The 23,171-nt window shown below is 45.9% G+C and carries 22 protein-coding genes; 8 read left to right on the top strand and 14 right to left on the bottom strand.

Annotated elements, in window-relative coordinates; genetic code table 11:
* Positions 1-9: 9 nt before the first annotated feature.
* Positions 10-489 carry an EVE domain-containing protein gene (locus BTV99_RS11095; protein WP_075102428.1) on the bottom strand — a complete coding sequence of 160 codons (480 nt, stop codon included), beginning with the start codon at positions 487-489 and terminating at the stop codon, positions 10-12.
* Between the two features lie 306 nt (positions 490-795).
* Here BTV99_RS11095 and hemW point away from each other — a divergent pair, with 306 nt between their 5' ends.
* The gene (gene hemW / locus BTV99_RS11100) at positions 796-2,046 is read left to right on the top strand and encodes a radical SAM family heme chaperone HemW (RefSeq protein ID WP_075102449.1); all 1,251 of its coding nucleotides are present in this window, start codon (positions 796-798) and stop codon (positions 2,044-2,046) included.
* A gap of 147 nt (positions 2,047-2,193) precedes the next feature.
* On the opposite strand, the gene BTV99_RS11105 is transcribed toward hemW, so the two are convergent.
* The gene (locus BTV99_RS11105) at positions 2,194-2,334 is read right to left on the bottom strand and encodes an entericidin A/B family lipoprotein (protein ID WP_075102429.1); all 141 of its coding nucleotides are present in this window, start codon (positions 2,332-2,334) and stop codon (positions 2,194-2,196) included.
* 401 nt (positions 2,335-2,735) lie between these two features.
* Here BTV99_RS11105 and BTV99_RS11110 point away from each other — a divergent pair, with 401 nt between their 5' ends.
* A complete protein-coding gene (locus tag BTV99_RS11110) occupies positions 2,736-3,287 on the top strand; it encodes a tRNA (cytidine(34)-2'-O)-methyltransferase (protein ID WP_075102430.1) in 552 nt (183 codons plus the stop codon).
* Positions 3,288-3,319: 32 nt separating this feature from the next.
* On the opposite strand, the gene BTV99_RS11115 is transcribed toward BTV99_RS11110, so the two are convergent.
* From BTV99_RS11115 to tusD, 4 genes are all read right to left on the bottom strand, one after another.
* A complete protein-coding gene (locus BTV99_RS11115) occupies positions 3,320-3,664 on the bottom strand; it encodes a TusE/DsrC/DsvC family sulfur relay protein (RefSeq protein WP_075102431.1) in 345 nt (114 codons plus the stop codon).
* Positions 3,661-4,005, bottom strand: a complete 345-nt coding sequence (locus BTV99_RS11120; protein ID WP_075102432.1) for a hypothetical protein — start codon at positions 4,003-4,005, stop codon at positions 3,661-3,663. The genes BTV99_RS11115 and BTV99_RS11120 overlap by 4 nt, the downstream gene beginning before the upstream one ends.
* A 135-nt stretch (positions 4,006-4,140) precedes the next feature.
* On the bottom strand, positions 4,141-4,464 hold the full coding sequence (locus BTV99_RS11125) for a hypothetical protein (protein ID WP_075102433.1): 324 nt from the start codon (positions 4,462-4,464) through the stop codon (positions 4,141-4,143).
* A gap of 59 nt (positions 4,465-4,523) precedes the next feature.
* Positions 4,524-4,931: a sulfurtransferase complex subunit TusD gene (gene tusD / locus BTV99_RS11130; RefSeq protein WP_075102434.1), complete on the bottom strand. Its 408-nt coding sequence runs from the start codon at positions 4,929-4,931 to the stop codon at positions 4,524-4,526.
* A 225-nt stretch (positions 4,932-5,156) separates the two neighbouring features.
* On the opposite strand from tusD, the gene glnE reads away from it, so the two are divergent.
* The 3 genes from glnE to BTV99_RS11145 all read left to right on the top strand — a co-directional run bounded on the left by glnE (position 5,157) and on the right by BTV99_RS11145 (position 10,571).
* Positions 5,157-8,027, top strand: coding sequence for a bifunctional [glutamate--ammonia ligase]-adenylyl-L-tyrosine phosphorylase/[glutamate--ammonia-ligase] adenylyltransferase (glnE, locus tag BTV99_RS11135; protein WP_256713783.1), 2,871 nt, complete (start codon positions 5,157-5,159; stop codon positions 8,025-8,027).
* A 191-nt stretch (positions 8,028-8,218) separates the two neighbouring features.
* Positions 8,219-9,148, top strand: a complete 930-nt coding sequence (locus BTV99_RS11140; RefSeq protein WP_075102435.1) for a branched-chain amino acid transaminase — start codon at positions 8,219-8,221, stop codon at positions 9,146-9,148.
* Positions 9,149-9,479: 331 nt separating this feature from the next.
* Positions 9,480-10,571 carry a glycosyltransferase family 4 protein gene (locus BTV99_RS11145; RefSeq protein ID WP_178377957.1) on the top strand — a complete coding sequence of 364 codons (1,092 nt, stop codon included), beginning with the start codon at positions 9,480-9,482 and terminating at the stop codon, positions 10,569-10,571.
* A 12-nt stretch (positions 10,572-10,583) separates the two neighbouring features.
* Here the strand turns inward: BTV99_RS11145 and BTV99_RS11150 are convergent, their stop codons facing one another.
* The 8 genes from BTV99_RS11150 to aspS form a co-directional block, all read right to left on the bottom strand.
* On the bottom strand, positions 10,584-11,219 hold the full coding sequence (locus BTV99_RS11150) for a YrbL family protein (RefSeq protein ID WP_075102437.1): 636 nt from the start codon (positions 11,217-11,219) through the stop codon (positions 10,584-10,586).
* Between the two features lie 55 nt (positions 11,220-11,274).
* Complete coding sequence (locus BTV99_RS11155) at positions 11,275-12,300, bottom strand: capsular polysaccharide synthesis protein (protein ID WP_075102438.1); 1,026 nt, start codon at positions 12,298-12,300, stop codon at positions 11,275-11,277.
* A complete protein-coding gene (locus BTV99_RS11160) occupies positions 12,233-13,093 on the bottom strand; it encodes a glycosyltransferase (protein WP_075102439.1) in 861 nt (286 codons plus the stop codon). Before BTV99_RS11160 ends, BTV99_RS11155 begins: the two co-directional genes overlap by 68 nt.
* 199 nt (positions 13,094-13,292) lie before the next feature.
* Positions 13,293-14,060 (bottom strand): glycosyltransferase family 25 protein, encoded by a 768-nt coding sequence (locus BTV99_RS11165; protein ID WP_075102440.1) that lies wholly within the window; start codon positions 14,058-14,060, stop codon positions 13,293-13,295.
* Between the two features lie 7 nt (positions 14,061-14,067).
* A complete protein-coding gene (locus tag BTV99_RS11170; protein WP_075102441.1) occupies positions 14,068-14,832 on the bottom strand; it encodes a glycosyltransferase family 25 protein in 765 nt (254 codons plus the stop codon).
* Positions 14,833-14,917: 85 nt separating this feature from the next.
* Complete coding sequence (locus tag BTV99_RS11175; protein ID WP_372046640.1) at positions 14,918-15,634, bottom strand: glycosyltransferase; 717 nt, start codon at positions 15,632-15,634, stop codon at positions 14,918-14,920.
* Between the two features lie 265 nt (positions 15,635-15,899).
* Positions 15,900-16,859 (bottom strand): lysophospholipid acyltransferase family protein, encoded by a 960-nt coding sequence (locus BTV99_RS11180; protein WP_075102443.1) that lies wholly within the window; start codon positions 16,857-16,859, stop codon positions 15,900-15,902.
* 67 nt (positions 16,860-16,926) lie between these two features.
* Entirely contained in the window at positions 16,927-18,753 is a 1,827-nt protein-coding gene (gene aspS / locus BTV99_RS11185) for an aspartate--tRNA ligase (protein WP_075102444.1), read from the bottom strand.
* Between the two features lie 370 nt (positions 18,754-19,123).
* Between aspS and sohB the strand changes: the two genes are divergently transcribed.
* The 3 genes from sohB to BTV99_RS11200 all read left to right on the top strand — a co-directional run bounded on the left by sohB (position 19,124) and on the right by BTV99_RS11200 (position 23,061).
* Entirely contained in the window at positions 19,124-20,098 is a 975-nt protein-coding gene (gene sohB / locus BTV99_RS11190) for a protease SohB (protein ID WP_075102445.1), read from the top strand.
* Positions 20,099-20,363: 265 nt separating this feature from the next.
* Complete coding sequence (locus BTV99_RS11195) at positions 20,364-21,614, top strand: acyl-CoA dehydrogenase family protein (RefSeq protein WP_075102451.1); 1,251 nt, start codon at positions 20,364-20,366, stop codon at positions 21,612-21,614.
* Positions 21,615-21,777: 163 nt separating this feature from the next.
* The gene (locus BTV99_RS11200) at positions 21,778-23,061 is read left to right on the top strand and encodes a phosphotransferase family protein (RefSeq protein ID WP_075102446.1); all 1,284 of its coding nucleotides are present in this window, start codon (positions 21,778-21,780) and stop codon (positions 23,059-23,061) included.
* Positions 23,062-23,171: the final 110 nt, after the last annotated feature.

Genomic DNA, 23,171 nt, shown 5'->3' on the forward strand with positions numbered 1-23,171 from the left:
CAACCGAGGTCAACCGGACAGTAACATTGATGTTTCGGCCATGTCCAAAATAGCGTTCCAGTGTTTGGGCGTCAAAGGAATCACCGTCAGCTGCTCACAGCCTTTTTTGAGTAATAATGAGTCCTCTAGCGCAGGCAGGAATTTAAGCGCTGATAAAGGCAAAACGTCGGTGAAGGCTTGCTCAAAAGTGACGTCTACCATATACCAGCGCGGCTGATCTTCAGTGGCGATGGGGTCATAGTGACGATGCTCAGGATGGAATTGGCTGGGGTCAGGGTAGCCCGCCTTACTGATAGTCATGATACCGGCAACTCCAGAAGGCTTGGCGCTGGAGTGATAAAAAAACACCTTGTCACCGACTTGCATATCGTCGCGCATAAAGTTGCGTGCACGGTAATTGCGCACGCCATCCCAGTCCTTCGTACCTAGACGCTGTAAATCATTGATGCCAAAAAAGGTAGGGTTGGATTTCATGAGCCAATAGGCCATCGTATTCTCCTTTTGTTATTATTGAGTGGTTGCTTTTGATCATTGCACGCTCAATATATAGTCGCTATACAGTCATTTATGCCGATATCTGCTCCTGTAAATGGCTGTCAGTATGATTTTATCATCTAGCGCTTTTCTTTATGCTGTCTAATCGTTATCCTGGTGCTGCTTTTGCTCATCATCGCCGCGCGTTATTTTTCGCATTGTTGGTTATTCGTTTTTGAATAGCTTTTTTTAATAGATACCTTTGTTATGTCAAACACCCAAGCAGTTAATTTATCTAATGATAGCCGCGACCATAAGACGATGTCTAATGCAGGTAGGCTGGAGGTGGGCGAGATCCCATTGGCGCTCTACATTCATATTCCGTGGTGCGTAAAAAAATGCCCTTATTGTGATTTTAATTCACACGAGCTGCCAGTGGATACGCAGCTGTCTATGTATGATGAATATGTCGATGCGCTGTTAGCCGATGCGCTGATGCAGCAGCCGCTGTCCCAAGGTCGAGCGGTCAGTTCGATTTTTATCGGCGGTGGTACACCGTCGCTATTACCGATCGCTCACTATCAGCGACTGTTTGCAGGGCTAAAAGACATATTTTGTTTTGCTGCTGATATCGAAGTGACGATGGAGGCCAACCCAGGGACGCTCGAGCATGCGCCTTTTGCTCAGTATCTAGACGTGGGTATCAATCGCTTGTCTATCGGTGTGCAAAGCTTTGCCGCTGATAAGCTGACAACGCTTGGGCGTATCCATGATCCTGCGCAGGCGCTGTCCGCGATCCGTGCAGCTCGGTTGGCTGGGTTTGAGCGGGTCAATGTGGATTTGATGCATGGGTTGCCGCAGCAGACTTATCAAGAAGCATTGGCCGATATTCAGATGGCGCATGAGGCGGGGGCGACACATCTGTCCTGGTATCAGCTGACGATTGAGCCAAATACGGTGTTTTATCGTAGCCAGCCTGTATTGCCAAACGAGGACAATCTGGCCGATATTGAAGAGGCGGGTCAGGCACTATTGCGGCAGCTGGGCTATACCAATTATGAAGTATCTGCTTGGGCAGGCTCGTATGATAAGCCATGCCGACACAATGTGAACTATTGGCAGTTTGGTGATTATTTAGCGATTGGTGCGGGTGCTCATGGCAAAGTCACCATTGCAAGTGATGCCCTAGATCATGCAGCATTTGACACAAACAACGAGTTACGTGCGCAGTCTGGTATCTATCGTTTTAGTAAATCGCGCTTGCCAAAAGACTATATGGATTATCACCGTGTCAGTACGGATGACACTAGCTTGATGGCCCCAAAGATGGTCGGCTGGCAGGCCATTGCACCTGATGAGCTGATCAGTGAGTTTATGCTCAATGCCTTAAGGTTACACGGCGGGGTGGCGTGGTCATTGTTTAGCGCTCGGACAGGGCTTGGTTATGCTGAGATTGCCGCGCAGGTTCAGGGTTTGGTGGCGCAAGGATTGCTGATAGATAGCACAGAGCGGCTACAGCCAACCCGTTTAGGCCAGCGTTATCTCAATCAGATATTGCGAGCGTTTTTATAAAATGATATTTATAAAATGACAGGTTGTGCAATCTATTGAACTAAAAAATAGGGAGATATCAACAAGATATAACGCATGAAAAGTACAGGATCAAAAAAAGGCTTATCAAATCAATGATAAGCCCTTCGAAAATCTAAAAACCAATTATTAGATTTTGTTTTGAACGTCTTGTGCGCCGTCAGTTACAGCGTTGCCTGCGCTTTCAACGTCTTGGCCAAGACCTTTAAAGGTGTTGCAACCAGTTAAAACAAACATAGCAGTCAAAGATGCGATGATTACTTTTTTCATAATAATATCCTCAAGATAAATCGATTGTTATAAGTAATGACAGTAACGCTCAGTATAGTACCGAGGCTTACTGTAGGGCTGCTAGATAGCAAAGCGAAATGTAGATACCGTCTTGCTATCCGTTACAGACATCATAGTGAAAGTTAAAAACCATGCACAGTATCAAAATGTAATTATTGGCAGTAAACTGTAACTTATGATTACTTACTGATGCTCTCTATAGTCGAATTCAAATAAATCGGATATATGGCGATCAAGCCGCTCAGTACGATCAATAAAACGTTGGTTTTCTTGGATGCTTCACCTGCGCTTCTCAAGTCTGAGAAAACAGCTTTTCATCTTACAGTATCGTTTTTATATCGGGCTGACTGTATAAAATTTAGACCACTCACGGAGTTTGTATGACCATTCATATTGTGCTGGTAGCCCCCAAAATGCCCAGCAATACCGGCAATATCATTCGTTTATGTGCCAATACAGGCGCGCAGCTGCATTTGGTTAGGCCATTAGGGTTTGAGCTTGATGACAAAAAACTGCGCCGTGCAGGACTAGATTATCATGAGTACACGCATATGCAGGTTCATGATGATTGGCCAGCTGCCAGACGTGCGCTACAAGCGGCGGATTGTCATACCATTACTGCTCTGACTACCAAGCTGAGCCAGCCTTTTTATGACTATGATTTTGGTGGACGACAGGATAATGAGACTGGTCAGATGCCAAATATCGCGTTGGTCTTTGGCTCAGAGACGGCTGGTCTGGCGGATGATATCCGCGAGGACATCGGCGCGGCTCATTGGCTGCGCTTGCCGATGCTGGCGGACTCGCGCAGTCTTAATTTGTCCAATAGTGTGGCGATATGCTTGTACGAGATTTGGCGTCAGCAGGGGTTTGTAGGCGACGAAGGGCGCAGTATCGGCTATGAGAGCTTGACGGTGTATGATCCAAAATAGCGCTACTGGCCATGGCTGCTATCAACTACAAACTATAAACAGTTCGGCGGTTTGGGCAAGCCTGCCAAGCGATTGACATGGCGCGCCACCAGTCCTGTGTTAAACAGCTGCTGTAGCTTTTGATTGCTGATATCGTACTCAGGTAGGGTTTTTTGTAGCCATTTGATCAGTGGACGGGTGGCTGGTGGATGGTTGAACTTGGCAAAAAACGTCCGTACCTGCAGCAAAACCTGCAAGTGCTCATCTGCTAGCTGTACCTCTAAGGTATCGGCTAGCTGCTGGGCGATGGCAGGCGTCCAGATGGTATGGTCACATAGATGGCCGTCTTGGTCCAATTCAATAGCGGGCTGTGCAGCATGGGTTGTATTATCGTTCATAGGGCAATGGTCACCACTTTATCAAATTTAGCATGATTGCTATCGATGCTCCCTGTCAGTGCGACCCATTGTTGATCGCTTAATATTGCACTGAGTTTGGTCTCTAGCTTTAATTGCTCGACGGCGCTGGTCGTGAGCTGCGCGATATCATCGCTCAGCGCATACATAGCCGCGATACCGTCTATATCTTTGTCAGCCAAATATGCATTGAGCCAGTCAATAAATGCAGCCGTCGTTCCTAATAACAAGATGCTGTCACCGCGCTGCCAAGTGCGAGACATCTCGTCTATGCAGCGTCTTAGCGTATCCATGCTGCTATGTAGTTGGTATAAAGTTGCCATGATAATGTCCAAATCATATTCAGCTGCTTGCGTCTATCGATATCTATGCGTTATCGGTAAGCACAAACGCCAAATGGATGGTTGTTTTGATGTAGTTGTGTGAGCTTGTACAGATTTTGACAAAGAGTTGAATCATCAAAAGGTTAAGATTTGCTCGAAGTCTGCTGCAGGTATCACTTCTGGAACCAATATTAGCTGTGAGGCCAGATCAGCAGGCAGCATACCTGTGACCCAGCCGCTAAAGACATCGTCAGGTAGCCACGCTGCTGGCATGTCATAGAGCTCAAGCGATTGTATCATCCCGTGCAAACGTGACTCTGGCTGCATCAGCAAGCCAAAGACAGGCGCATCTAGATACAGCTGCACATCATGACCAAAGGTCGCCAGCGTCAGTGCCAACGCGCAGCCTTCATAGCTGGCCATTTCGGTCGGCGTATGCAGCTTAATCAATAATTTCATAGAAAACTCCTCCTTAAATGTGCTGATGAGTTGGGCTGATCTTATATCGTTTGAGGTGATCAAAACTGTATCAACCGGCCATCAGCCTGCATCATCATTGCCAGCTCACTTAGACCGACCAACGTAAATCCTGCAGCCAGATTATCCCCGCTTAGCTGATGACGGGCGCTGTTTTCGGTATCACTAATACCGCGACCGAGTGCGGTACTGACGCAGACGGGTAGCGATAGCTGATACTGCTCGGCCAGATTTTGCCATGCTTTGGTCACATCAAGCTGGTCTGCCGATTGCCAGCGCAAGCGATTGGCCGTATGCGCGCCGTCGCCATAAAAAAACACGTTCAAGGTATGACTGCTGTCGTCTGCTGGGCGCGCGCTGAGATAGGCACGGGCATAACGCAGGGCTAAATGGGCGAGAGGCTGGCTGGGATCAGCCGTCACTAATAGCAAAGTGGTCGTGGTGGTCATAGGAGGTCTTATCTATCATTTGTGCTAAAGTGGTTTATGCTACCATAAAGCGGCCAAAAGCAGATAGGCTCACTGTGAATGAATGGGGTTTTCTACCAAATTTACCAGATATAGACATATTAGATGTCGTGATGGGTACTGGTGACTGCTTCGTAATAAAAAATAATAAACTTATGGGCTAGGTTCACGTAGTCTTATCACTCTATGTAAGGAGCTTCTTTTTCTATGTTACCTGCTATGTCTTCACGCTCGACCCATGGTACAGACTATCAGCCGACCGCAGAGCAGCTGCAGATATTACGCACTGCCAGTGAGTTTGCTTATCAGATTTGGGAGAGTCGGACAGTCTCTTGTCAGACGTTTTTGCGTAGCTATCCGCTGGATCAAACCCTCACACGCCAGCAAATCGATGACTTGATCCAAGACTATACGTTGGATGAAAACTACCAACTCGCTGATGAGGCCAAAGTGATGAGCGGCCTTCGCCATCTGCGCACTTTGCTGATGATGCGCTGGATTTGGCAAGACGCGCTGCACATGATAGCGCTTGAGCAATTGACCGATGAGCTGTCGGAGTTTGCAGACGGCTGTATCTCTTTTGCCAAGGACTATACCTACCAGCATCTGATCAAAAAGTACGGTGAGCCGACTTTTATCAACGCGCAGGGTCAAGTACAAACAGACGACATGGCGATTATGGCCATGGGAAAACTTGGCGCGCATGAGCTGAATTTATCCAGCGATATCGACCTTATCTTTGTCCATCAAGCGCGCGGTGAGACCAATGGTGACAAAGCTAAGGGCACACGTAGCATAGACAATAAGCGCTTTATGACAAGGCTTGGTCAAGGCATCATTAAATTGCTTGATAATAATACCGCAGATGGCTTTGTGTTTCGTGTCGATATGCGCCTGCGTCCATGGGGTGATGGCAGCGACTTGGCCATTCATTTGTCTGCGTTACAAAAATACTTTTCATTACACGGGCGCGCGTGGGAGCGGTTTGCTTGGCTCAAGGCTCGTGTGGTCGGTCATATAGAGCCGCCATTTTATGAGCAGATACAAGCGCTCATCAAACCCTTTGTCTTTCGCTATTATGTAGATTATAGTGCGTTTTCGGCGCTCAGAGAGATGAAGTCTTTGATTCAAAACCAAGTGGTTCAGCGCGAGGATTTGGACAATATCAAGCTTGGTGCTGGCGGTATCAGAGATATCGAGTTTATCGTTCAGGCGTTTCAGCTTATCTATGGTGGCAGGCACCCACAGCTACAGATCAAATCCTGCCTGCAAGCGATGCAGGCATTGTACACGCTTGAGTATTTAGAGCGTAGTACCTACGAGCAGCTACAAGCAGCCTATCGGTTTTTGCGCCGACTCGAGCATGGTATTCAGGCAGTCAATGACCAACAAACCCAGCGTCTGCCTCATGATCGGCAGTGGCAGCACAATTTGGCGATTACCCTTGGTTTTGCTGATTGGGAAGGGTTACTAAGTACGCTCAACCATCACCGGCACAATGTCAATGTGCCCTTTGAGCGTATGGTCACCGAGCGGCAAATACCCGACCACGAAGATACCGACCTTGAGCCGGAGCAGCTAGACGAGCAAATCGCCCGCTTAAATGAGGTGTTGACAAAAGACAATCGTGAGCTGCTACAAGGCTTTTGGCAGTCAAAAATGGTCGCCAATCTGAGCGATGAAGCTCGTGAGCGTTTGGATGATGCTTATCCGGTCATTGTCCATGCTTTGCTTGCTCATCAAGAGCAGCAGCAACTGGCAAACACCGCACTGCCGCGGCTCATCTCCTTACTCGAGGCGATTTGCCGCCGCTCTATCTATTTGGTGATGATCGCCGAAAACCCCAACGCCACCATTGAGCTGATTCCGATGCTCTCAGCCAGCCCTTGGATTGCCAAAGAGCTGGCGCAGTATCCGGTGCTACTCGATACTTTTTTGCAGCAGCGCTATCGTCACCTGCCAGACAAGCTCGAGCTACGTGATATTTTGCGGCAACAGTTATTGCGCGTCGAGCCTAATGACGAAGAAAAGCTACTGAGCGTATTGCGACTGTTTAAAAAAAACCAAGTGTTGGCAGTCGCTGCCAGTGATGTATTGGCTGAGCGCCCGATTATGAAGGTGTCAGACTCGTTGACCTATATCGCCGCTGTGGTGCTAGAGGCGGCGCTGGAGCGCGCGTTTGCCGAGATTGTCAAGCGTTATGGTTATCCCATCGGCCAAGATGGTGATCCTGTGACCGAGGCGGACTGCGGCTTTGCCATTATCGGTTATGGCAAACTTGGCGGGCTAGAGCTGTCCTATTCGTCAGATTTGGATTTGGTGTTTTTGCACAAGATAAAAGAGCAGGGCATGACCACGGGCGAAAAATCCGTGAGCGGTATGAAGTTTGCGGCGCGCTTGGTACAAAAGCTAATGAACTACTTAAATACCCAAACCCGAGATGGCCGCGCTTATGAGATTGACATGCGCCTGCGCCCGTCAGGTAATGCTGGCATGATGGTGGTCTCCTGCCATGCGTTCGAGACTTATCAGATGGACAAAGCATGGTCGTGGGAGCACCAAGCGCTGGTGCGAGCGCGAGCGATATGCGGTGATAAGCGAGTGACGGCGCGCTTTTGTGATATTCGCCGAGAGGTGCTATCACTACCGCGCACGATAGAGCAGGTGCGCACGGAAGTCACCAGTATGCGTATCAAGATGCAAAAACATCTGGGCACCAGTCAGTGGCAGCAGCAAGCGGGCAAGTTTCATCTGAAGCAAGACGCCGGCGGGATCATCGATATTGAGTTTTTGGCACAATTTGCGGTATTGGCCTATTCGCATGATCATCCAAGCTTGACCAAATGGAGCGACAATGTCCGTATATTTGAAGAAATGGCCTTGCTTGGTATCTGGGATCAGCAAGTTTGCCAAGACTTGACAGGTGCTTATCTCAGAATACGCGCGGCCACCCATCAGTTGGCACTATCCGAGCAGTCGCTATTGGTCGATGAGTCGCTATGGAAAGAGACGCGCGCACTGGTGCAAGATCAGTGGCAGCACTTGATGGGGGTGGATGATGCCGAGGATACGCCTTGAGCATTGAGACAATGTACAAATTACTTGTAAAAAATTGACAATTGGTTTTCTTAAACCGATTTTCACAACCAAGATGCATTTTTTACCATAAAAATAGATGCGGTGGTGGTATCATATACGGTTGATAATCACTGTTAAACAAAACCTACTTAAAAAAAGTTAGACGTCAGCGCTAGCATAAGGACTATAAAATGAATATGGCAACACAAGAAGGTAAGCTTTGGATGAATGGTACGATGATCGAGCAGCCCGATGCCAGCGTCCACGTACTGACTCATAGCCTACATTATGGCATGGCAGTATTTGAAGGGGTTCGCGCTTACCAAACTGCTGACAACCGTACAGCGATTTTTCGCCTAAAAGAGCACACTGAGCGCTTGATGGGCTCAGCGAAGATTTTTCAGATGGATGTGCCTTTTGATGCAGCGGCGCTTGAGCAAGCCCAAAAAGACGTGGTCAAACAAAACCACTTGGCAGAGGCGTATATCCGTCCGCTGATTTGGGTTGGGGCAGAAAAACTTGGCCTATCATCACGTGATAATAGTATCAATGCCATGGTCGCAGCATGGCACTGGGGAGCCTATCTTGGCGAAGAAGGCATCAAAAACGGTATCCGTGTCAAAACCTCATCATTTACCCACCACATGACCAATGTGACCATGTGTAAAGCCAAGGCCTCGAGCAACTATCCTGTCTCTATCATGGCCAACCAAGAAGTCACCCGAAATGGCTATGACGAAGCCATCCTAATGGACCCACAAGGTTATGTCTGCCAAGGCGCAGGCGAAAACTTGTTTTTGGTCAAAGACGGTGTGCTACATACGCCAGATCTGGGCGGCGGCGCGCTTGACGGTATTACTCGTCGTACCATTATTCAGTTTGCTGAAGATTTGGGTATCAAAGTCGTTGAGCGCCGCATCACGCGTGACGAGTTTTACTTGGCGGATGAAATCTTTATGACTGGCACGGCTGCCGAAGTGACCCCGATTCGTGAATATGATGATCGTACCATTGGCAATGGTGGCCGTGGCCCGTTGACAGAAAAGCTGCAAACCTTGTATTTTGATGTGGTACATGGCCGTAATGAGCAGTATATGGATTGGCTCAGCTTTATTGATTAAGTTTTAACATGACGCTGTATGAAGAAAGCTAAGACTTTGATGGTCTTGGCTTTTTTTGATTTGTTATGGGGAGGGTATCGACAAGCTCGCACATATATGATGGATGTTGTATCATAGCTGCGCTTGGCCGCTAATTATCTACTGCTAATTGTCTATTAGCAAGCATCATGAAGCTGGTCATCTGTAGGACACACTGCCGAGCACGATACAATTTTGGCGCAAAGGTGTACTGGGTAAAAAAATGTGCTGGGTAAAAGCTGGGTAGAAGTAGTATAAATCCGCCCCTTTTTTTGGTATTGGTCGTACGCCTAATAAAACAATGGAGAAACCGTTGAGAGTCTTACATTTTGTCACTGGTGGCTTTTCAGGAGCGACGAAAGTTGCTATTGATTTGGTCGAGGCTCATAATCAAATCGAATCAACGGACAATTTATTAGTATTGCGCCGAAAAAAAACGACAGTCGCAGAAAAGCTGACAGAGCTTGAAAAAAAAGGCATCGACTATCAAATAGTCACAGGTAAGACACACCTTGCGACTGTCCATGAATTAAAAAAACTATGTGAGCAATGGCGACCTGACATATTGGTTGCGCATGGGTTTCCTGAGCATTTACTTGGAAGACGAGCAGGGCTGTTGGCACAAGTGCCTTACCTAGTACAAGTGGAGCATAATTCTAAAGAACGCTACACACCGTGGACGCGACATCAAACACGTAAACTCAGTAAATCCACGGCCAGTATTGTGGCGGTCTCTGAAGGGGTGGCTCAGGTATTGTCTGCGCAAGGTCTTCATGCCCCCATTCATGCCATTCCAAATGGTATCGATACCACTCGATTTGGCGGTGCTCACCCCATAGCTGTCCATCAAAGGCCGCAAGATCTGATCATGGTGGGGCGCTACGCCAAGAGTAAAGACCATGTTGCTTTGATCGAAGCGCTACAGCAGTTAAAACAAAAAGGCGTTACTCCCACCCTGACTCTAGTAGGGAGTGGCCGTAAGCGCTATCAAAAACAAATACATGACCTAGTGGCTCGTTATGAGCTACAAGATCAAGTGACCTTTATAGAGTACAGTAGTGAGGTTGAAAAGCTATTGCGCCAACATAAAGTGTTTGTCATGTCGAGCCGTTTTGAAGGGTTGAATCTTGCAGTATTAGAGGCTATGGCAAGCGGCTGCGTCGTAGTAGGCAGTACCGCGATGGGGGTAAAAGAGCTGATTGATGATAAAGCAGATGGGTTTTTATTTCCTATCGGCGACTCAGTAGCGCTAGCAGATATCTTAGAGACCGTGCTGTCTGATCCAAAAAACTACCAAGCGTTTGCTCATGCCGCAAGAGAAAAAGTTTTAAACCACTATGATAAAAAGCATGTCACTCAGGCATATTATAAGTTGTTTAAGCAGCTGTTAAATCAGTCTGAGTAGTATTTTATCACTCTAAACATCGGTAGCTTGATAAAAAGGAATTTGACTTTTTATATGGCGCTCAACTTTTCTTATGTTTCGTGTATTGATGGTCTTGCTCATTGATCGAAAAGGTATGATAAGCTTTTCGCCAATACCATCGACCAATACAAACTCTGGCTTCCCTTGTCGCTGTTCGGTGTACATAATGCCAGCAATATTGACCTCTCCAAATACCACGTGCATATCACAACACTCATCAAAAAACTGATCTAATGCTGCCGCGTGACGGTCAGTAAACCGCCCTTCTTTTACCAGATCATAGACTGAGAAAGCCCGACCACTAGGTGAAGTGACTTTCTCGGTGACCAGACCTAGTCCTTGGTCTGTCGCAACAAAACCGTACACCGTCTCGATAGGGAAGGTGAACTTCAACGCTCCATAATGACTTTTACAAAGCTGCAGGTACTGTAGTAGCTCTCTACGAAACTGCCTATAGATGCCTTGGGATCTGTGCGCGCGCAGTTTATGCTGCCCAGCTCTACCGCCATCAGGTGTCGCATGCTCAGACTTCATGATTTTGATGATTTTATCGGTTTCAGAGGGATGCTCGTAGATATCTTTCTGAGTGCCTGCATCTATTTTTTTTAGATTATGAGTAAAGAGCATAACAGTTCTCAGTTATTAGCATAAAAGTCATAAGGTATGAGTTTATTGGAAATTTTTAAGTATTGTTCAATAAGTATTCATAATAAGAGCCGGATTTTGTCTCTTTAACATAGGACATTTTATGAATGCTTGATTGCGAAATAATGTCTTGGTATTCGGATTTATCAAAAGTCTTCTGTAATACAGAAACGAGTAAGTGTGGTTTAGTATCATCTACAATAGCACATTGATGCTGTGCAAGCTTGTCTGTAATAAGTGTATCAAACAAGATCTGAAAAAAGAAATAATGAGGTATGTATTCTTGAGTCTGCCAAAAGTTTAACAGTAAATCTAAACAAGTATGGATGACAGGGTTGCCCTTACGAGCAAAAATGACACTATTGAGAAGGTTTACTTTATGGCTACTATCCCAATTAAAATAATAGCTATTAAAACGATGCCAATGCTGTTTATTTTGTGCACTTTGATCACGCTGATACATAAAGAAATCGTTATCTTTCAACATGTTGGGTAGAGGAGCTGTCAGATAAATTGTTGCATCTAACCAAACACCACCGTAAACATCGAGTAATGCCAAGCGTAATAAATCTGCAAAGAATGCTGGCTTGAAGCCGTCAAGGTTTTTTTTGTTCCATACAAAGGGAGGTAGATCTAGGTATTCGTGTATGTTTTCATCATCTAATCGAATGATTTTATAGTCTGCACAGTGTTTATCTATTGACTTGAAATATAGCTGCACTGAGTCTGGCAGTGTGTTTTCAGAGAAGCCTTGTCCCCAGTATTGCCAAATTATTTTCTCATGACCAAATTTTTTTTTGGGCTTTAATGAAAAATTCTGTAATTCATTATTATAATAAAGCTCAATAAAAGCCTCCCAAGACTTAGCCACTTGGTTTTGCTGTTCAATATCCACCTTTTTTTCCAGTGCCTTACGCTTACTACGCGGTGTGGTTAAGTTGTATAAATAACGGTATGGCTTTTTCTTCTTTTTTTTAAGCTGCTTATAACCTTCACTATCTAAAAAAAAGCGACTTGAAATATTGTTTAAATCGATAGGTGAATCTTCTACGAGGTTTGGCATTATTTTTTTTCCACTCTGACGGGGTGATTTTTTCGTTTGTTTCGCTTCTCAAATAAGCATGGCCACCAAAACGGTAATGAGTTTTGTCAGAAAACATGAGTTTAGAAGTTTTTTTCCAATATTCATTTTCACCTTTAGTAAAATAAGGCGGCAACACCTTAATATCATCACGATCTAAAGCAAACTTATTCAGATGACTTTCATCATGCCATTTAGCAATTATATTGTTCTCAAGGTCTATTTTTGCATTTTTGTTTAGAATGTCACACATATCTAAGAAGTTTTTTGTATTACCACCTACGATACCACCCGCAAAATAGAAGGATCCTTTGCCATAAGGTATATAGGCTTTTGAATCAATGTTACGCTCGTATGGGAATTTATCTCGCCTTTTATGAAATATATGTGGTTGGAGATAGAAGGTTAGGTTCTCCTGCCTTTTTAGTGGCAATAAATCGTCTTTGTGTATATAGGCTAAAAATTCAGTATTACCATTAAAAAAGAAAGTATAATCAAAACCTGTAAAAAGATTAGAAGATTTTAGAAATATGTCATATCTCATTAAAGTTATGTAAGGCCACTCTAGTGCTTCTTGTTCAATCATCGTAACATTAGAATAATGGTCTTGTTGACTCAATAGCTCTGTGTTATCAGTAAATAATATATAATGCTTATCACAATCAGGGAGTAAAAACTTCTCAGCTGACTGATAGAAGTATTCCCAAAAAACAGTGTAACGACCGGTCGCAATATAAAGGATGGCTACCGATGGTGTTGAATCTTTATCTGGCATATGATACATCCACAAAAAAGGCCATAATGATAATTGAATCGATTTTATATGATTTCTATATACAGCTAGATCAATATAAAGAGGATACAGCGGGACTGGAATAAATCTCTTGCCGCATCAAGCGGAGTAGGCACAGCCTGCAAAAAAAATTTGTACCAGTCTATCTTTTTTATTAAGTAATGACTGTATTGCTGATGGATTATTTAAAGATTACTTCTTTAGCAAACAATGTTTTTTTTGCTTGACGCATCAGCCGAGAAGTCTCTCTTTTAACTTTGTATAAGCCTGTTTTTTTCTCTGAGTGCATGCGATTTTTACGCTCTTTTATAAGTGCACTAGGGAGCGCTGGAGTTTCTTTGTTTAAAAGCATCTCTTGTATACACAAAGCAGGCATCATCTGGTATACAGGTTCTGAGCCGCAAGCGATAAAGTCATCAAACATCAGTTCATCAAGTGGTCGTAGTTGATGATGAGTAAGATAGTCTAGATACTTTTGTGCGCCTTGCAAACTAAGGATATAGCCTGCCGTTCCTAAGTTTTCGCCCTTTAATTGAGTTATATACCGATTCGTTGACTCTATAGGATACATATTAGACGATACAAAAACCTTTTTGGTAAAGGCTTCTATCTTAACGATATGCCACTCTGGATTTATCCAATCAGATGAATTTAGTAAAAACTTGGCATCTTCGCCCAAATAAACATCGTCTTCGAAAATTGCCAGATAAGGTATCTGCTCATCAATCATTTTTTGCCAAACTGAGACATGACTCATCATACACGCAAGCTCGCCACCTGTAAGGCTGCTGTCTTTTAAGTTGATTGGCAAGTTTTTGGCGTATGATGCCGCTATATCTGGCGTCAAAGCGTCGAAAAACTCAAAATCAATATGATGGTTTTGGAACTCTTGGGTGATATGCTGCCTACGGTCTATAGCAGACTTAAGGCTGATAACGATACTTTTCATATAAGGGCTACTTATGGGAATATGAGTTTTTGATGGCAATACTTTTGTTATGCAGTATTCTTTTTTTCTTTTTTAAGCTATAAGACCAGTCTCTATTCTCTAGCTCTTTACGTTGGATGTTTTTTGCTTTGGCTTCACTCCAAATATCACTTTCCATATCCGTGGGCGTGACTAACGCTGGCCAAACCCCCAAACCTTTAGCGCTTTGGCTGAGCCAGTTTTGAAAAAACACATCAACTGGCATGGTAATCGTTTTGCCTTTTTCTATAAACTCTGCTGCCCCTTTTCTAGACCATATTAAGCCTAGGCCTAAAATAGGAAAATAATAAGCACGCCACAAAGTATGATTATTAATTTGGGTAATATCTTTTGCTAGCTTTTTTTTATTAGCGGCAATGTTGATTACATGCCACTCTAGATTTTTATTGGTGTACAAAAAATCTAACAGCTGTGTGGTCACGCTCTTAAAGTCATCAGACAGCTGCATATCATCTTCTAAAACGATTAGGTAGTCGGCATCACTCTCTAAAAATGCCGATACACAATGATAATGGCTAAGATAGCAACCAATCTCGGAGTTTAACAAGCTACGACCGAGCGCTTGTCTTGCTTGCTGGTCGTCATAATTCTCAAAACTAGACAGTGGTTTGCCACGTCCGTCAAAAGCAGGAAATCTCTCAAAACTCCAATCGATGCTATCGAGTTGCTGTTTGGCATTCTCTAAGCGCTCATGGCTACCATCAAGGTTGATTAGGTAGGTCTGTACTTTCATTGTTTTCCTCGAGTATTGATATGCTGTGATGCGTTTGTTCTTTGCCGTTATGTATTTTAAACCGTTCAGTACAAATTCGTCACCACTACTGCCAATACTCTTGTAACCACGGACTTGGCAAGACACGCCGATACCATTTGCCGCCGCCGCCTTTGATGGCATCGGGCGGATTAATCTCACCATGGAAGATGACGATTTTTGCGCCCTCAGGTAGGGTCGGGGCACGTACCAGATTGAATGGAATAGGGGCAATACATTGGTATTTAAAGCTCACGCACCAGTCTTTATCCCAGTACTCTAAATGATGATGCTCGCGCAGATAGTTCGATAGATAAGCCTGCTCATGGCGCACTTGCGTGCGAATGGTCTCAAAATTACGCTCAAAGTTTGCCAGCAAGTTAGGATAAGTACCCATACCGATATTAAAGCGATAGACCGAGCTGTTACCAATCATGCGCCATGGTTTTTTCCAATCACGAATGATAACGACGCTGTCTGGGTGCGCTGCTTGATAGGTAAAAAATCCATCGATATTATCAACGATGACGATATCGATGTCTAAAAATAGCGCCACACCTTTGAGATCATACAGCTCAGGCTTAAAGGTGGTAAGCTTTTTCCAACCACGCTCAGGGCCTGCAGGTAGATCCAGCTCAGGTATTGGGTAGCATTTTACGGCAGGGTCAATACCTGTACTGTCATCGGTCAGACATACCATCTGAAAGTCCAATGTCAGGTGGCGGCTCACCATATTGTATAGGCGGTTGACGTATTCTGGGCCATACTTATCACCCCATTTCATACAGATGACATAACGCTGCTCGGCAGTGTGATTTGGGTCTTGTGTCAGGGTGTCTGATAAGGGCTGGGTTATGTCAGTTGCCATAATGCACTCATATTAAAGTCAGTAGAGGGTAGGTCTATAAGGGTTCAGATAGCTATGGTATCAATCATGCAGTATCGTCAACGTTGACGACTGATTCATATTACCATAATCAATATCTATGGTATTTGTCACCGCTTAACAGAATGTGTTATCGATTTATACAGTTGTTGCGGGCTAAAACTTATGGCGTGCGATGTGAGTTTTGCTCGTCATCATCAAGCCGCTTACGATGTTGGTTATTACTGCAAATAAAGTCTGTCAAGGCGTTTTTGTCAGCCGTATAAGGGTTGTCTAGCTCAGGGATATGCTTAAAGCGCCGATAGCCCCACATATAATGACTGCATTTATCCTCAATCATGTGCTGCATAGCCAGATTGAGCGCATGCGCTGCTGTTTTTGCATCGCGATCATACAGCGCTGGGTCATCAAGCTTATAGCAATAAATATCAAATCCGCGCCCATCATCACGGCGAATACAAGATAAGCCGACCAGTGCGCATTTGGTTTTACTGGCAAGTTTGGAGGCCAGCGTACTGGTCAACGTCTCAATCCCAAAAAACGGCACAACCACGCCGCCTGACGGATCAGGGACATGGTCGGGCAATACAATACTAAAGCCGCCTTGCTTTAGGGTCTTAAAGATAGCTCTGACCCCGCTACCATCGGTGGGTACCAGCGTGGCATTTAACCGCGAGCGGCCTTGCAAGACAAAGTCATTGGTGATGTCGCCTTTGACTGGCTTATACATGATAGTCGGGGCACCAAATTGATTGAGCCACGCGTTCATCATCTCCCACGTACCCAGATGCGGGACGATGGCCAGCATACCGTTTGGACTGGCAAGACCTTCTGACAAAATGTCTTTATTGTGGACATCGCGTATCTGCTTGATGCTCCACTCAGGCGGCATCGCCCAGCTTTTGACCGACTCGATACTGGTCAAGCACTGATGATAGATAATATCTTTGGTCAGCGCTTGTTTTTGCTGCTCTGATAAAGAATCAGCAATCAGCGCCATATTGATACTGACGGTGCGCATGATGCTCAAGCTGGGTATCTTTATGATAACCCAAGCGACAAAACGTGCCACTATCTGCAGGACAGACAGTGGCACGTATTTAAAGATATGGTACGGATTCATGACCACTCACGCAGTGATGAATCCTGTAGTCCGTCAGATAAAATATCGTTACACATTATCTGAGGGCTTACTGAGCAGGTCTATTGCTGTCGGCTTGTGCTTTTTCGCGCACACGGATACCAAGCTCACGTAGCTGCTTACTATCGACTTCAGCAGGGGCTTGGGTCAATGGGCAGTCAGCAGTTTTGGTTTTCGGGAAAGCAATCACATCACGAATAGAGCTTGCGCCTACCATTAGCATGATCAAACGATCCAAGCCAAAGGCAAGACCACCGTGCGGCGGCGCACCGAATTTTAAGGCGTCAAGTAAGAAGCTAAATTTCTCTTCGGCCTCTTGCTCATCGATACCTAGCGCTTCAAATACAGCTTGCTGCATCTCGAGGGTATTGATACGTAAGCTGCCACCACCGATTTCAGTACCGTTTAATACCATGTCATAAGCGATAGAAAGCGCGGTTTCTGGGCTGTTTTTTAGCTCATCTACCGAGCCTTTAGGCTTGGTAAATGGATGGTGCATAGACGTCCAGCGGCCATCGTCAGTTTGCTCAAACATTGGGAAGTCGGTCACCCAAAGCGGCGCCCACTCACATGTGGTCAAGTCTAAATCTAGACCGATTTTTTGACGTAGGGCACCTATGGCATCGTTTACCACGCTGGCTTTGTCCGCACCAAAGAAAATAATGTCGCCATCTTCTGCACCAGTACGCTCGATAAGACTAACCAAGACGTCATCAGTCATGTTTTTGATGATAGGCGACTGCAGGCCAGATTCTTTGTCGACGCCGTTGTTGATCAAGCTTACATCATTGACTTTAATATAAGCCAAACCGCGCGCGCCATAGATACCGACAAACTTGGTGTAGGCATCGATTTGCTTACGGCTGAGTGAAGCGCCGCCTGGGATACGTAGCGCGGCCACACGGCCTTTAGGGTCGTTTGCAGGACCGGCAAAGACTTTAAAATCAACGTCTTTCATCAAATCAGCCACATCGACCAATTTTAATGGAATACGCAGGTCAGGCTTGTCTGATGCGTAGTCACGCATCGCCTCGGCATAAGTCATGCGCGGGAAGGTGTCAAAATCGACATCAAGCATGGTTTTAAATAGGTGCTTGATCAGGCCTTCATTGATATTCATGATTTCTTCTTCGTTTAAGAAAGAAGTCTCGATATCCACTTGGGTAAACTCTGGCTGACGATCGGCACGTAAGTCTTCGTCACGGAAGCATTTTGCGATTTGATAATAACGATCAAATCCTGACACCATAAGGAGCTGCTTAAATAACTGTGGTGACTGCGGCAGAGCAAAGAAGTTACCAGGACGGGTGCGTGAAGGCACCAGATAGTCACGCGCACCCTCTGGCGTAGCACGAGTCAAGATAGGGGTTTCAACATCTAAGAAACCGTGATCGTCGAGATAACGACGAATCGCTGAGGTGGCCTTGGCACGGAACACCATGCGCTCTTGCATGTGCGGGCGGCGCATGTCCAGATAGCGATACTTAAGACGCAAGTCTTCTGATACCGTGGTATTTTCGTCATTCAATGGGAACGGCGGGGTCTCAGATTTGGCCAGTACTTCAATCTCTTTGCCCAACAGCTCAACTTGACCACTGGTCATATTGTTGTTTTCGGTGCCTTCATAACGGCGGCGTACGCGGCCAGTGATTTTTAGCACATATTCAGGACGTACTGCATCAGCCGTTGCGAATGCCTCTGGCGTATCAGGATCGACGACGACCTGCAAGATACCGGCGCGGTCACGCATGTCTAAAAAAATCACGCCACCGTGATCGCGACGACGATGTACCCAGCCTACGACACTGATGGTTTGCTCAAGTAAGCTTTCGGTTACGGCTCCGCAATATTCGTCTCGGTATTCGCTATGCGTCATAGTGCTTTGCGTCATAATATAATTATCCAGTTGTCAGCCCAGTTCGAAATATAATAATGCAGCCATCATTGGCATGGCGCCAGTTAGGCACTGTGCGAATAGGCACTGTGCGAATAGGCACTGTGCGAATAGGCACAAATACGCGATTCAGACAAATGGTCATCGCGCAGGCTGCAGTAATTTGGTGTAAACGCATATTATGCCTAATCTGGCATTGTTATACAACTAGCGGTTGCCCGAGTATCTACGTTAAATAATGTCATCGTGCTTGAAAATACGCCCAATCGGGCACATATTAGCTGCACATTAATAACAGTAACGTTATCGTTATATCTACCGACATATCTACCGACTTGAGGAAATGACCATCATGCTATTTCATCCACCCAAAAATCCTATCGAGCTAAAAGTACGCCATCTAAACGAAGCGCAAAAGCAGCGCCGTGAGGATTTAATGGAAGCCACGCAAGGCAAAGCCGCCCTCAAGCAGTTCAAAAAGACCATGGCAAAAAAAGCCAAACAAGCACTAAAAGCAAAAAATAAGAAAAAAAACAACGAAAGCAAACCACAGGTATTTGTGCTGGATTTTGATGGAGATATCAAAGCCACAGCCGTCAAGCATCTGCGTGAAGAGATTAGCACACTGATTAGCACCGCCAACAAGGGTGATGAGGTAGTGGTGCGCCTAGAGTCAGGCGGCGGCTTGGTGCATGGTTATGGATTGGCTGCGGCACAGTTGGTTCGTCTAAAAGACGCCGGTCTAACTCTGACTGTCTGTGTCGATAAAGTCGCGGCGAGTGGCGGTTATATGATGGCTTGTGTCGCCGATAAAGTGGTGGCTGCTCCGTTTGCTGTGATCGGCTCGATCGGGGTGGTCTCTCAACTGCCAAACTTTCATAAATGGCTCAAAAATCACGATGTCGATTATGAGATGTTTACCGCTGGCGACTACAAACGTACCGTAACGGTATTTGGAGAAAACGACGCCGAAGACCGCGCCAAGTACCAAGAAGAGCTTGAGCAGACGCATGCGCTGTTTAAGCATTTTGTCAATACCTACCGCCCGGCTCTAGACTTAGAAAAAGTCGCGACAGGCGAGCACTGGTATGGCGAAGATGCCTTGACGTTAAACTTGGTCGATGAGCTGAAAACCTCCGACAGCTATATCCTAGCACGTATGGAAGACAGTGAGGTGTATGCCCTGCATTCCAGACAAAAACCAACGCTTGCAGAAAAGCTGGGACTGGCGCAAGCAGCAGAGGCGACTCTACATGTGGCGCTCGATAAGCTGCCAGATGCCTTGGCGCGCTTTGAGTTAAACAGTCGTTTAAACATCCTAAAATAACATGAAATATCAAAAGGTTGTTTAGTGTTTAGCTCTACAGGCTTTATGATTGACTGATGAAGTGTTTGTATTTTGTAAAAGGCGTGGCCTAGCTGGTCGCGCCTTTTTTGCTGTTTATTGATAATCACTGTGTTATAAATGTAGCGGATAAAAGAGAGTATACGTACGTACACTATAATGTTTTATTAAAATTCCAATGTGAAATCTATAAGAGTCATTAACCATAAGTAGAGAAAAGGAAGTCACTATGTCTAGTCAAACCCTGATGTTTACCGCAACAGAACATGGTCAAGCCATGTATGCCAACGTCAAGGCCTTTATCGAAACCTATATCGAGCCAATAGAAGCCCAGTTTTGGCAAGATTGTCATGCACAAAACCCTGATGGTGACTGGAGCACATGGCAGTGGCCCGAAAAATATGAGAGCTTGCGTAAGCAGGCACGTGACGCTGGATTATGGAATCTGTTTTTGCCAGATGATGAGCTGGGTGCTGGCTTGTCTGTCACCGACTATGCGCCGATCGCTGAGCTGACGGGCCGCAGTTTGCTGGCGCCTTATGTATTCAATTGCAATGCACCAGACAGTGGCAATATGGAGTTGTTATGGCGCTATGGCTCACAAGAGCAGCAAGACCAGTGGCTCACACCGTTATTAGAAGGTAAGACGCGCTCGGTGTTTTGTATGACCGAGCCTGAGGTGGCCTCCAGTGACGCGACCAATATGCAAGCGACGGCAGTGGTCGAAGGTGACGAAATCGTCATCAATGGCAGCAAGTGGTGGTCGTCAGGTCTGGGTGATCCAGCGGTCGATGTATTGATCGTCATGGCCTATACCCCTGATGAGAGTAAAGACCGTCACCATCAGCACTCGATGGTACTAGTGCCGGCAAAAACTGCTGGCGTCAAAATCGAGCGTATGCTCAAAGTATTTGGTGATTATGATGCGCCGCATGGTCATGGAGAGGTCAGCTTTACTGATGTGCGTGTGCCAGCCAGTCACTTTATCGGCGGGCCGGGTATGGGCTTTGAGATAGCCCAAGGCCGCTTGGGACCAGGTCGCATTCATCACTGTATGCGCTGTATCGGTGCGGCTGAGAAGTCGTTGGAGCTGGCTGTCAAACGCGGCATGGCACGGACGGCTTTTGGTAAGCCACTTATCCAGCTGGGCGGTAACTTTGAGCGTATCAGTGATGCTCGGGTTAAGATTGACCAAGCACGCTTATTGACACTATACGCGGCGCAAAAAATGGATACCCAAGGCACCAAGGCGGCATTGACAGAGATATCAGCCATCAAAGTTGTAGCGCCCACGGTATTACAAGAAGTAGTCGATATGGCGATTCAAATCCATGGCGGTATGGGCGTGTGCCAAGACACGATGTTGCCGTCATTTTATGCACAAGCTCGAGCGCTGCGTCTAGCTGATGGCCCTGATGAAGTGCATAAAACCATGATTGCCAAACTTGAGCTAAAGCGTCAAGGTTTTAGCCGCTCGTCGAAACCTGCTAAATCTTAATATAAGAGTAGGGCGCGTTGCACATTCATAACGTGTTGAACATTCACAAATAGGCACTGCTGATCGCTAAAATGGCGCTAGACAAGGCGCAAAGCGACGATAATGCAGATGCCTTACCGTAATGATTGATTACTTTAATTGACCACATGATAAGGAACATCTTATGGCTACTGATACTCATGCCAATTCTACTGACAACGATGACCAGTCACCGAGCACCGTCTTAGATAAAGGCGGCGCAGTGCGCGAAGGCGAAGAGCTTGATATCAAAGCAGTCAGCGACTGGCTGCGCGAACAGGGCGTTGATATAAAAGGCGAGCCAACGGTGACGCAATTTTCTGGTGGTGCTTCAAACTGGACGTACCGGCTACAATATGAAGGCGAAGGTAAGCGCCAAGACCTTATTTTACGCCGTCCGCCAAAAGGTACCAAAGCCAAGTCAGCGCATGACATGGTGCGTGAGTACACGGTACAAAAAGCCTTAAAAGACGCTTACCCTTATGTGCCAAATATGGTGGCGCTATGTACCGATGAGTCGGTCATCGGAGCGGATTTTTATGTCATGGAACGTATGGAAGGCATCATTCCGCGTGCCAATCTGCCCAAAGGGATTGAGTTAGATGAAGCGCAAACACGCGCATTATGCACCAATGTCATCGACGCCTTGATTGATCTACATCAAGTAGACTATAGCGCGCATCCTGACTTGGTCGAGCTTGGCCGCGGCGAGGGCTACTGCGAGCGCCAAGTGACAGGCTGGGACAAGCGCTATGTCAAGGCCAAAACACCCAATGTGCCAAGCTTTGCGTTGGTGCGTCAATGGCTGACTAAGCACACACCTGCCGATAGTAAAACTTGCTTGATTCACAACGACTGGCGCTTTGATAATGTGATCTTAGATGCCAAAGACCCAACCAAGGTCATTGGTGTGCTCGATTGGGAGATGGCGACTTTAGGCGATCCGTTGATGGATTTGGGCAGTGCTTTAGCCTACTGGATCGAAGCCGACGATAACATGATCATGCAGCAATCCCGCCGTCAGCCCACGCATTTAAAGGGCATGATGACCCGTGAGGAAGTGGTGGATTATTATCTGGAGCGTACGGGTTTACAGATAGACAACTGGACGTTTTATGAGGTGTTTGGGTTGTTTCGCTTAGCGGGCATCGTACAGCAAATTTATTATCGCTATTATCATAAACAAACCACCAACCCTGCCTTTAAAAACTTTTGGATCATCGTCCATGTCTTGCATGCCAAGTGCTTAAAGCTGATCGCTCAGTATGAGGGCGAGGCGTTGTTTACCAGTCACGTGCAGCCGCATTTAGCAGACATGGGCGTCGATGCTGCTACCATCGCACAGCTACCCAGTCCTGTACAAAAAATTGTCAAAAGTATCTTACCAAAAAGTTACTTTACCCAGACGTCGTCATCGGCGGACGAGTAACGCGCTGATACGCCGCATGGCACATAAGGATACTAGGGCGTGTCCCTAATCTGGAAAAGTAAGTATAAAGCCTTTAAAATAAAGAGACTATTTACCACATGGCTCTCTAA

It is taken from the genome of Psychrobacter sp. Rd 27.2, assembly GCF_001921755.1.
Classification (GTDB): Bacteria; Pseudomonadota; Gammaproteobacteria; order Pseudomonadales; family Moraxellaceae; genus Psychrobacter; species Psychrobacter celer.

What these genes read in the sequence shown, in the direction of transcription:
- tusD (WP_075102434.1), bottom strand. Translation starts at nt 4,931, where the DNA reads ATGACCACCACGACCACTTTGCTATTAGTGACGGCTGATCCCAGCCAG.
- BTV99_RS11160 (WP_075102439.1), bottom strand. Translation starts at nt 13,093, where the DNA reads ATGCCAGATAAAGATTCAACACCATCGGTAGCCATCCTTTATATTGCG.
- BTV99_RS11170 (WP_075102441.1), bottom strand. Translation starts at nt 14,832, where the DNA reads ATGAAAGTACAGACCTACCTAATCAACCTTGATGGTAGCCATGAGCGC.
- BTV99_RS11200 (WP_075102446.1), top strand. Translation starts at nt 21,778, where the DNA reads ATGGCTACTGATACTCATGCCAATTCTACTGACAACGATGACCAGTCA.
- BTV99_RS11125 (WP_075102433.1), bottom strand. Translation starts at nt 4,464, where the DNA reads ATGAAATTATTGATTAAGCTGCATACGCCGACCGAAATGGCCAGCTAT.
- BTV99_RS11195 (WP_075102451.1), top strand. Translation starts at nt 20,364, where the DNA reads ATGTTTACCGCAACAGAACATGGTCAAGCCATGTATGCCAACGTCAAG.
- BTV99_RS11095 (WP_075102428.1), bottom strand. Translation starts at nt 489, where the DNA reads ATGGCCTATTGGCTCATGAAATCCAACCCTACCTTTTTTGGCATCAAT.
- BTV99_RS11110 (WP_075102430.1), top strand. Translation starts at nt 2,736, where the DNA reads ATGACCATTCATATTGTGCTGGTAGCCCCCAAAATGCCCAGCAATACC.
- BTV99_RS11175 (WP_372046640.1), bottom strand. Translation starts at nt 15,634, where the DNA reads ATGAAATGGGGTGATAAGTATGGCCCAGAATACGTCAACCGCCTATAC.
- BTV99_RS11105 (WP_075102429.1), bottom strand. Translation starts at nt 2,334, where the DNA reads ATGAAAAAAGTAATCATCGCATCTTTGACTGCTATGTTTGTTTTAACT.
- BTV99_RS11180 (WP_075102443.1), bottom strand. Translation starts at nt 16,859, where the DNA reads ATGAATCCGTACCATATCTTTAAATACGTGCCACTGTCTGTCCTGCAG.
- BTV99_RS11140 (WP_075102435.1), top strand. Translation starts at nt 8,219, where the DNA reads ATGAATATGGCAACACAAGAAGGTAAGCTTTGGATGAATGGTACGATG.
- hemW (WP_075102449.1), top strand. Translation starts at nt 796, where the DNA reads ATGTCTAATGCAGGTAGGCTGGAGGTGGGCGAGATCCCATTGGCGCTC.
- BTV99_RS11165 (WP_075102440.1), bottom strand. Translation starts at nt 14,060, where the DNA reads ATGAAAAGTATCGTTATCAGCCTTAAGTCTGCTATAGACCGTAGGCAG.
- BTV99_RS11115 (WP_075102431.1), bottom strand. Translation starts at nt 3,664, where the DNA reads ATGAACGATAATACAACCCATGCTGCACAGCCCGCTATTGAATTGGAC.
- BTV99_RS11120 (WP_075102432.1), bottom strand. Translation starts at nt 4,005, where the DNA reads ATGGCAACTTTATACCAACTACATAGCAGCATGGATACGCTAAGACGC.
- aspS (WP_075102444.1), bottom strand. Translation starts at nt 18,753, where the DNA reads ATGACGCATAGCGAATACCGAGACGAATATTGCGGAGCCGTAACCGAA.
- glnE (WP_256713783.1), top strand. Translation starts at nt 5,157, where the DNA reads ATGTTACCTGCTATGTCTTCACGCTCGACCCATGGTACAGACTATCAG.
- BTV99_RS11150 (WP_075102437.1), bottom strand. Translation starts at nt 11,219, where the DNA reads ATGCTCTTTACTCATAATCTAAAAAAAATAGATGCAGGCACTCAGAAA.
- BTV99_RS11155 (WP_075102438.1), bottom strand. Translation starts at nt 12,300, where the DNA reads ATGCCAAACCTCGTAGAAGATTCACCTATCGATTTAAACAATATTTCA.
- sohB (WP_075102445.1), top strand. Translation starts at nt 19,124, where the DNA reads ATGCTATTTCATCCACCCAAAAATCCTATCGAGCTAAAAGTACGCCAT.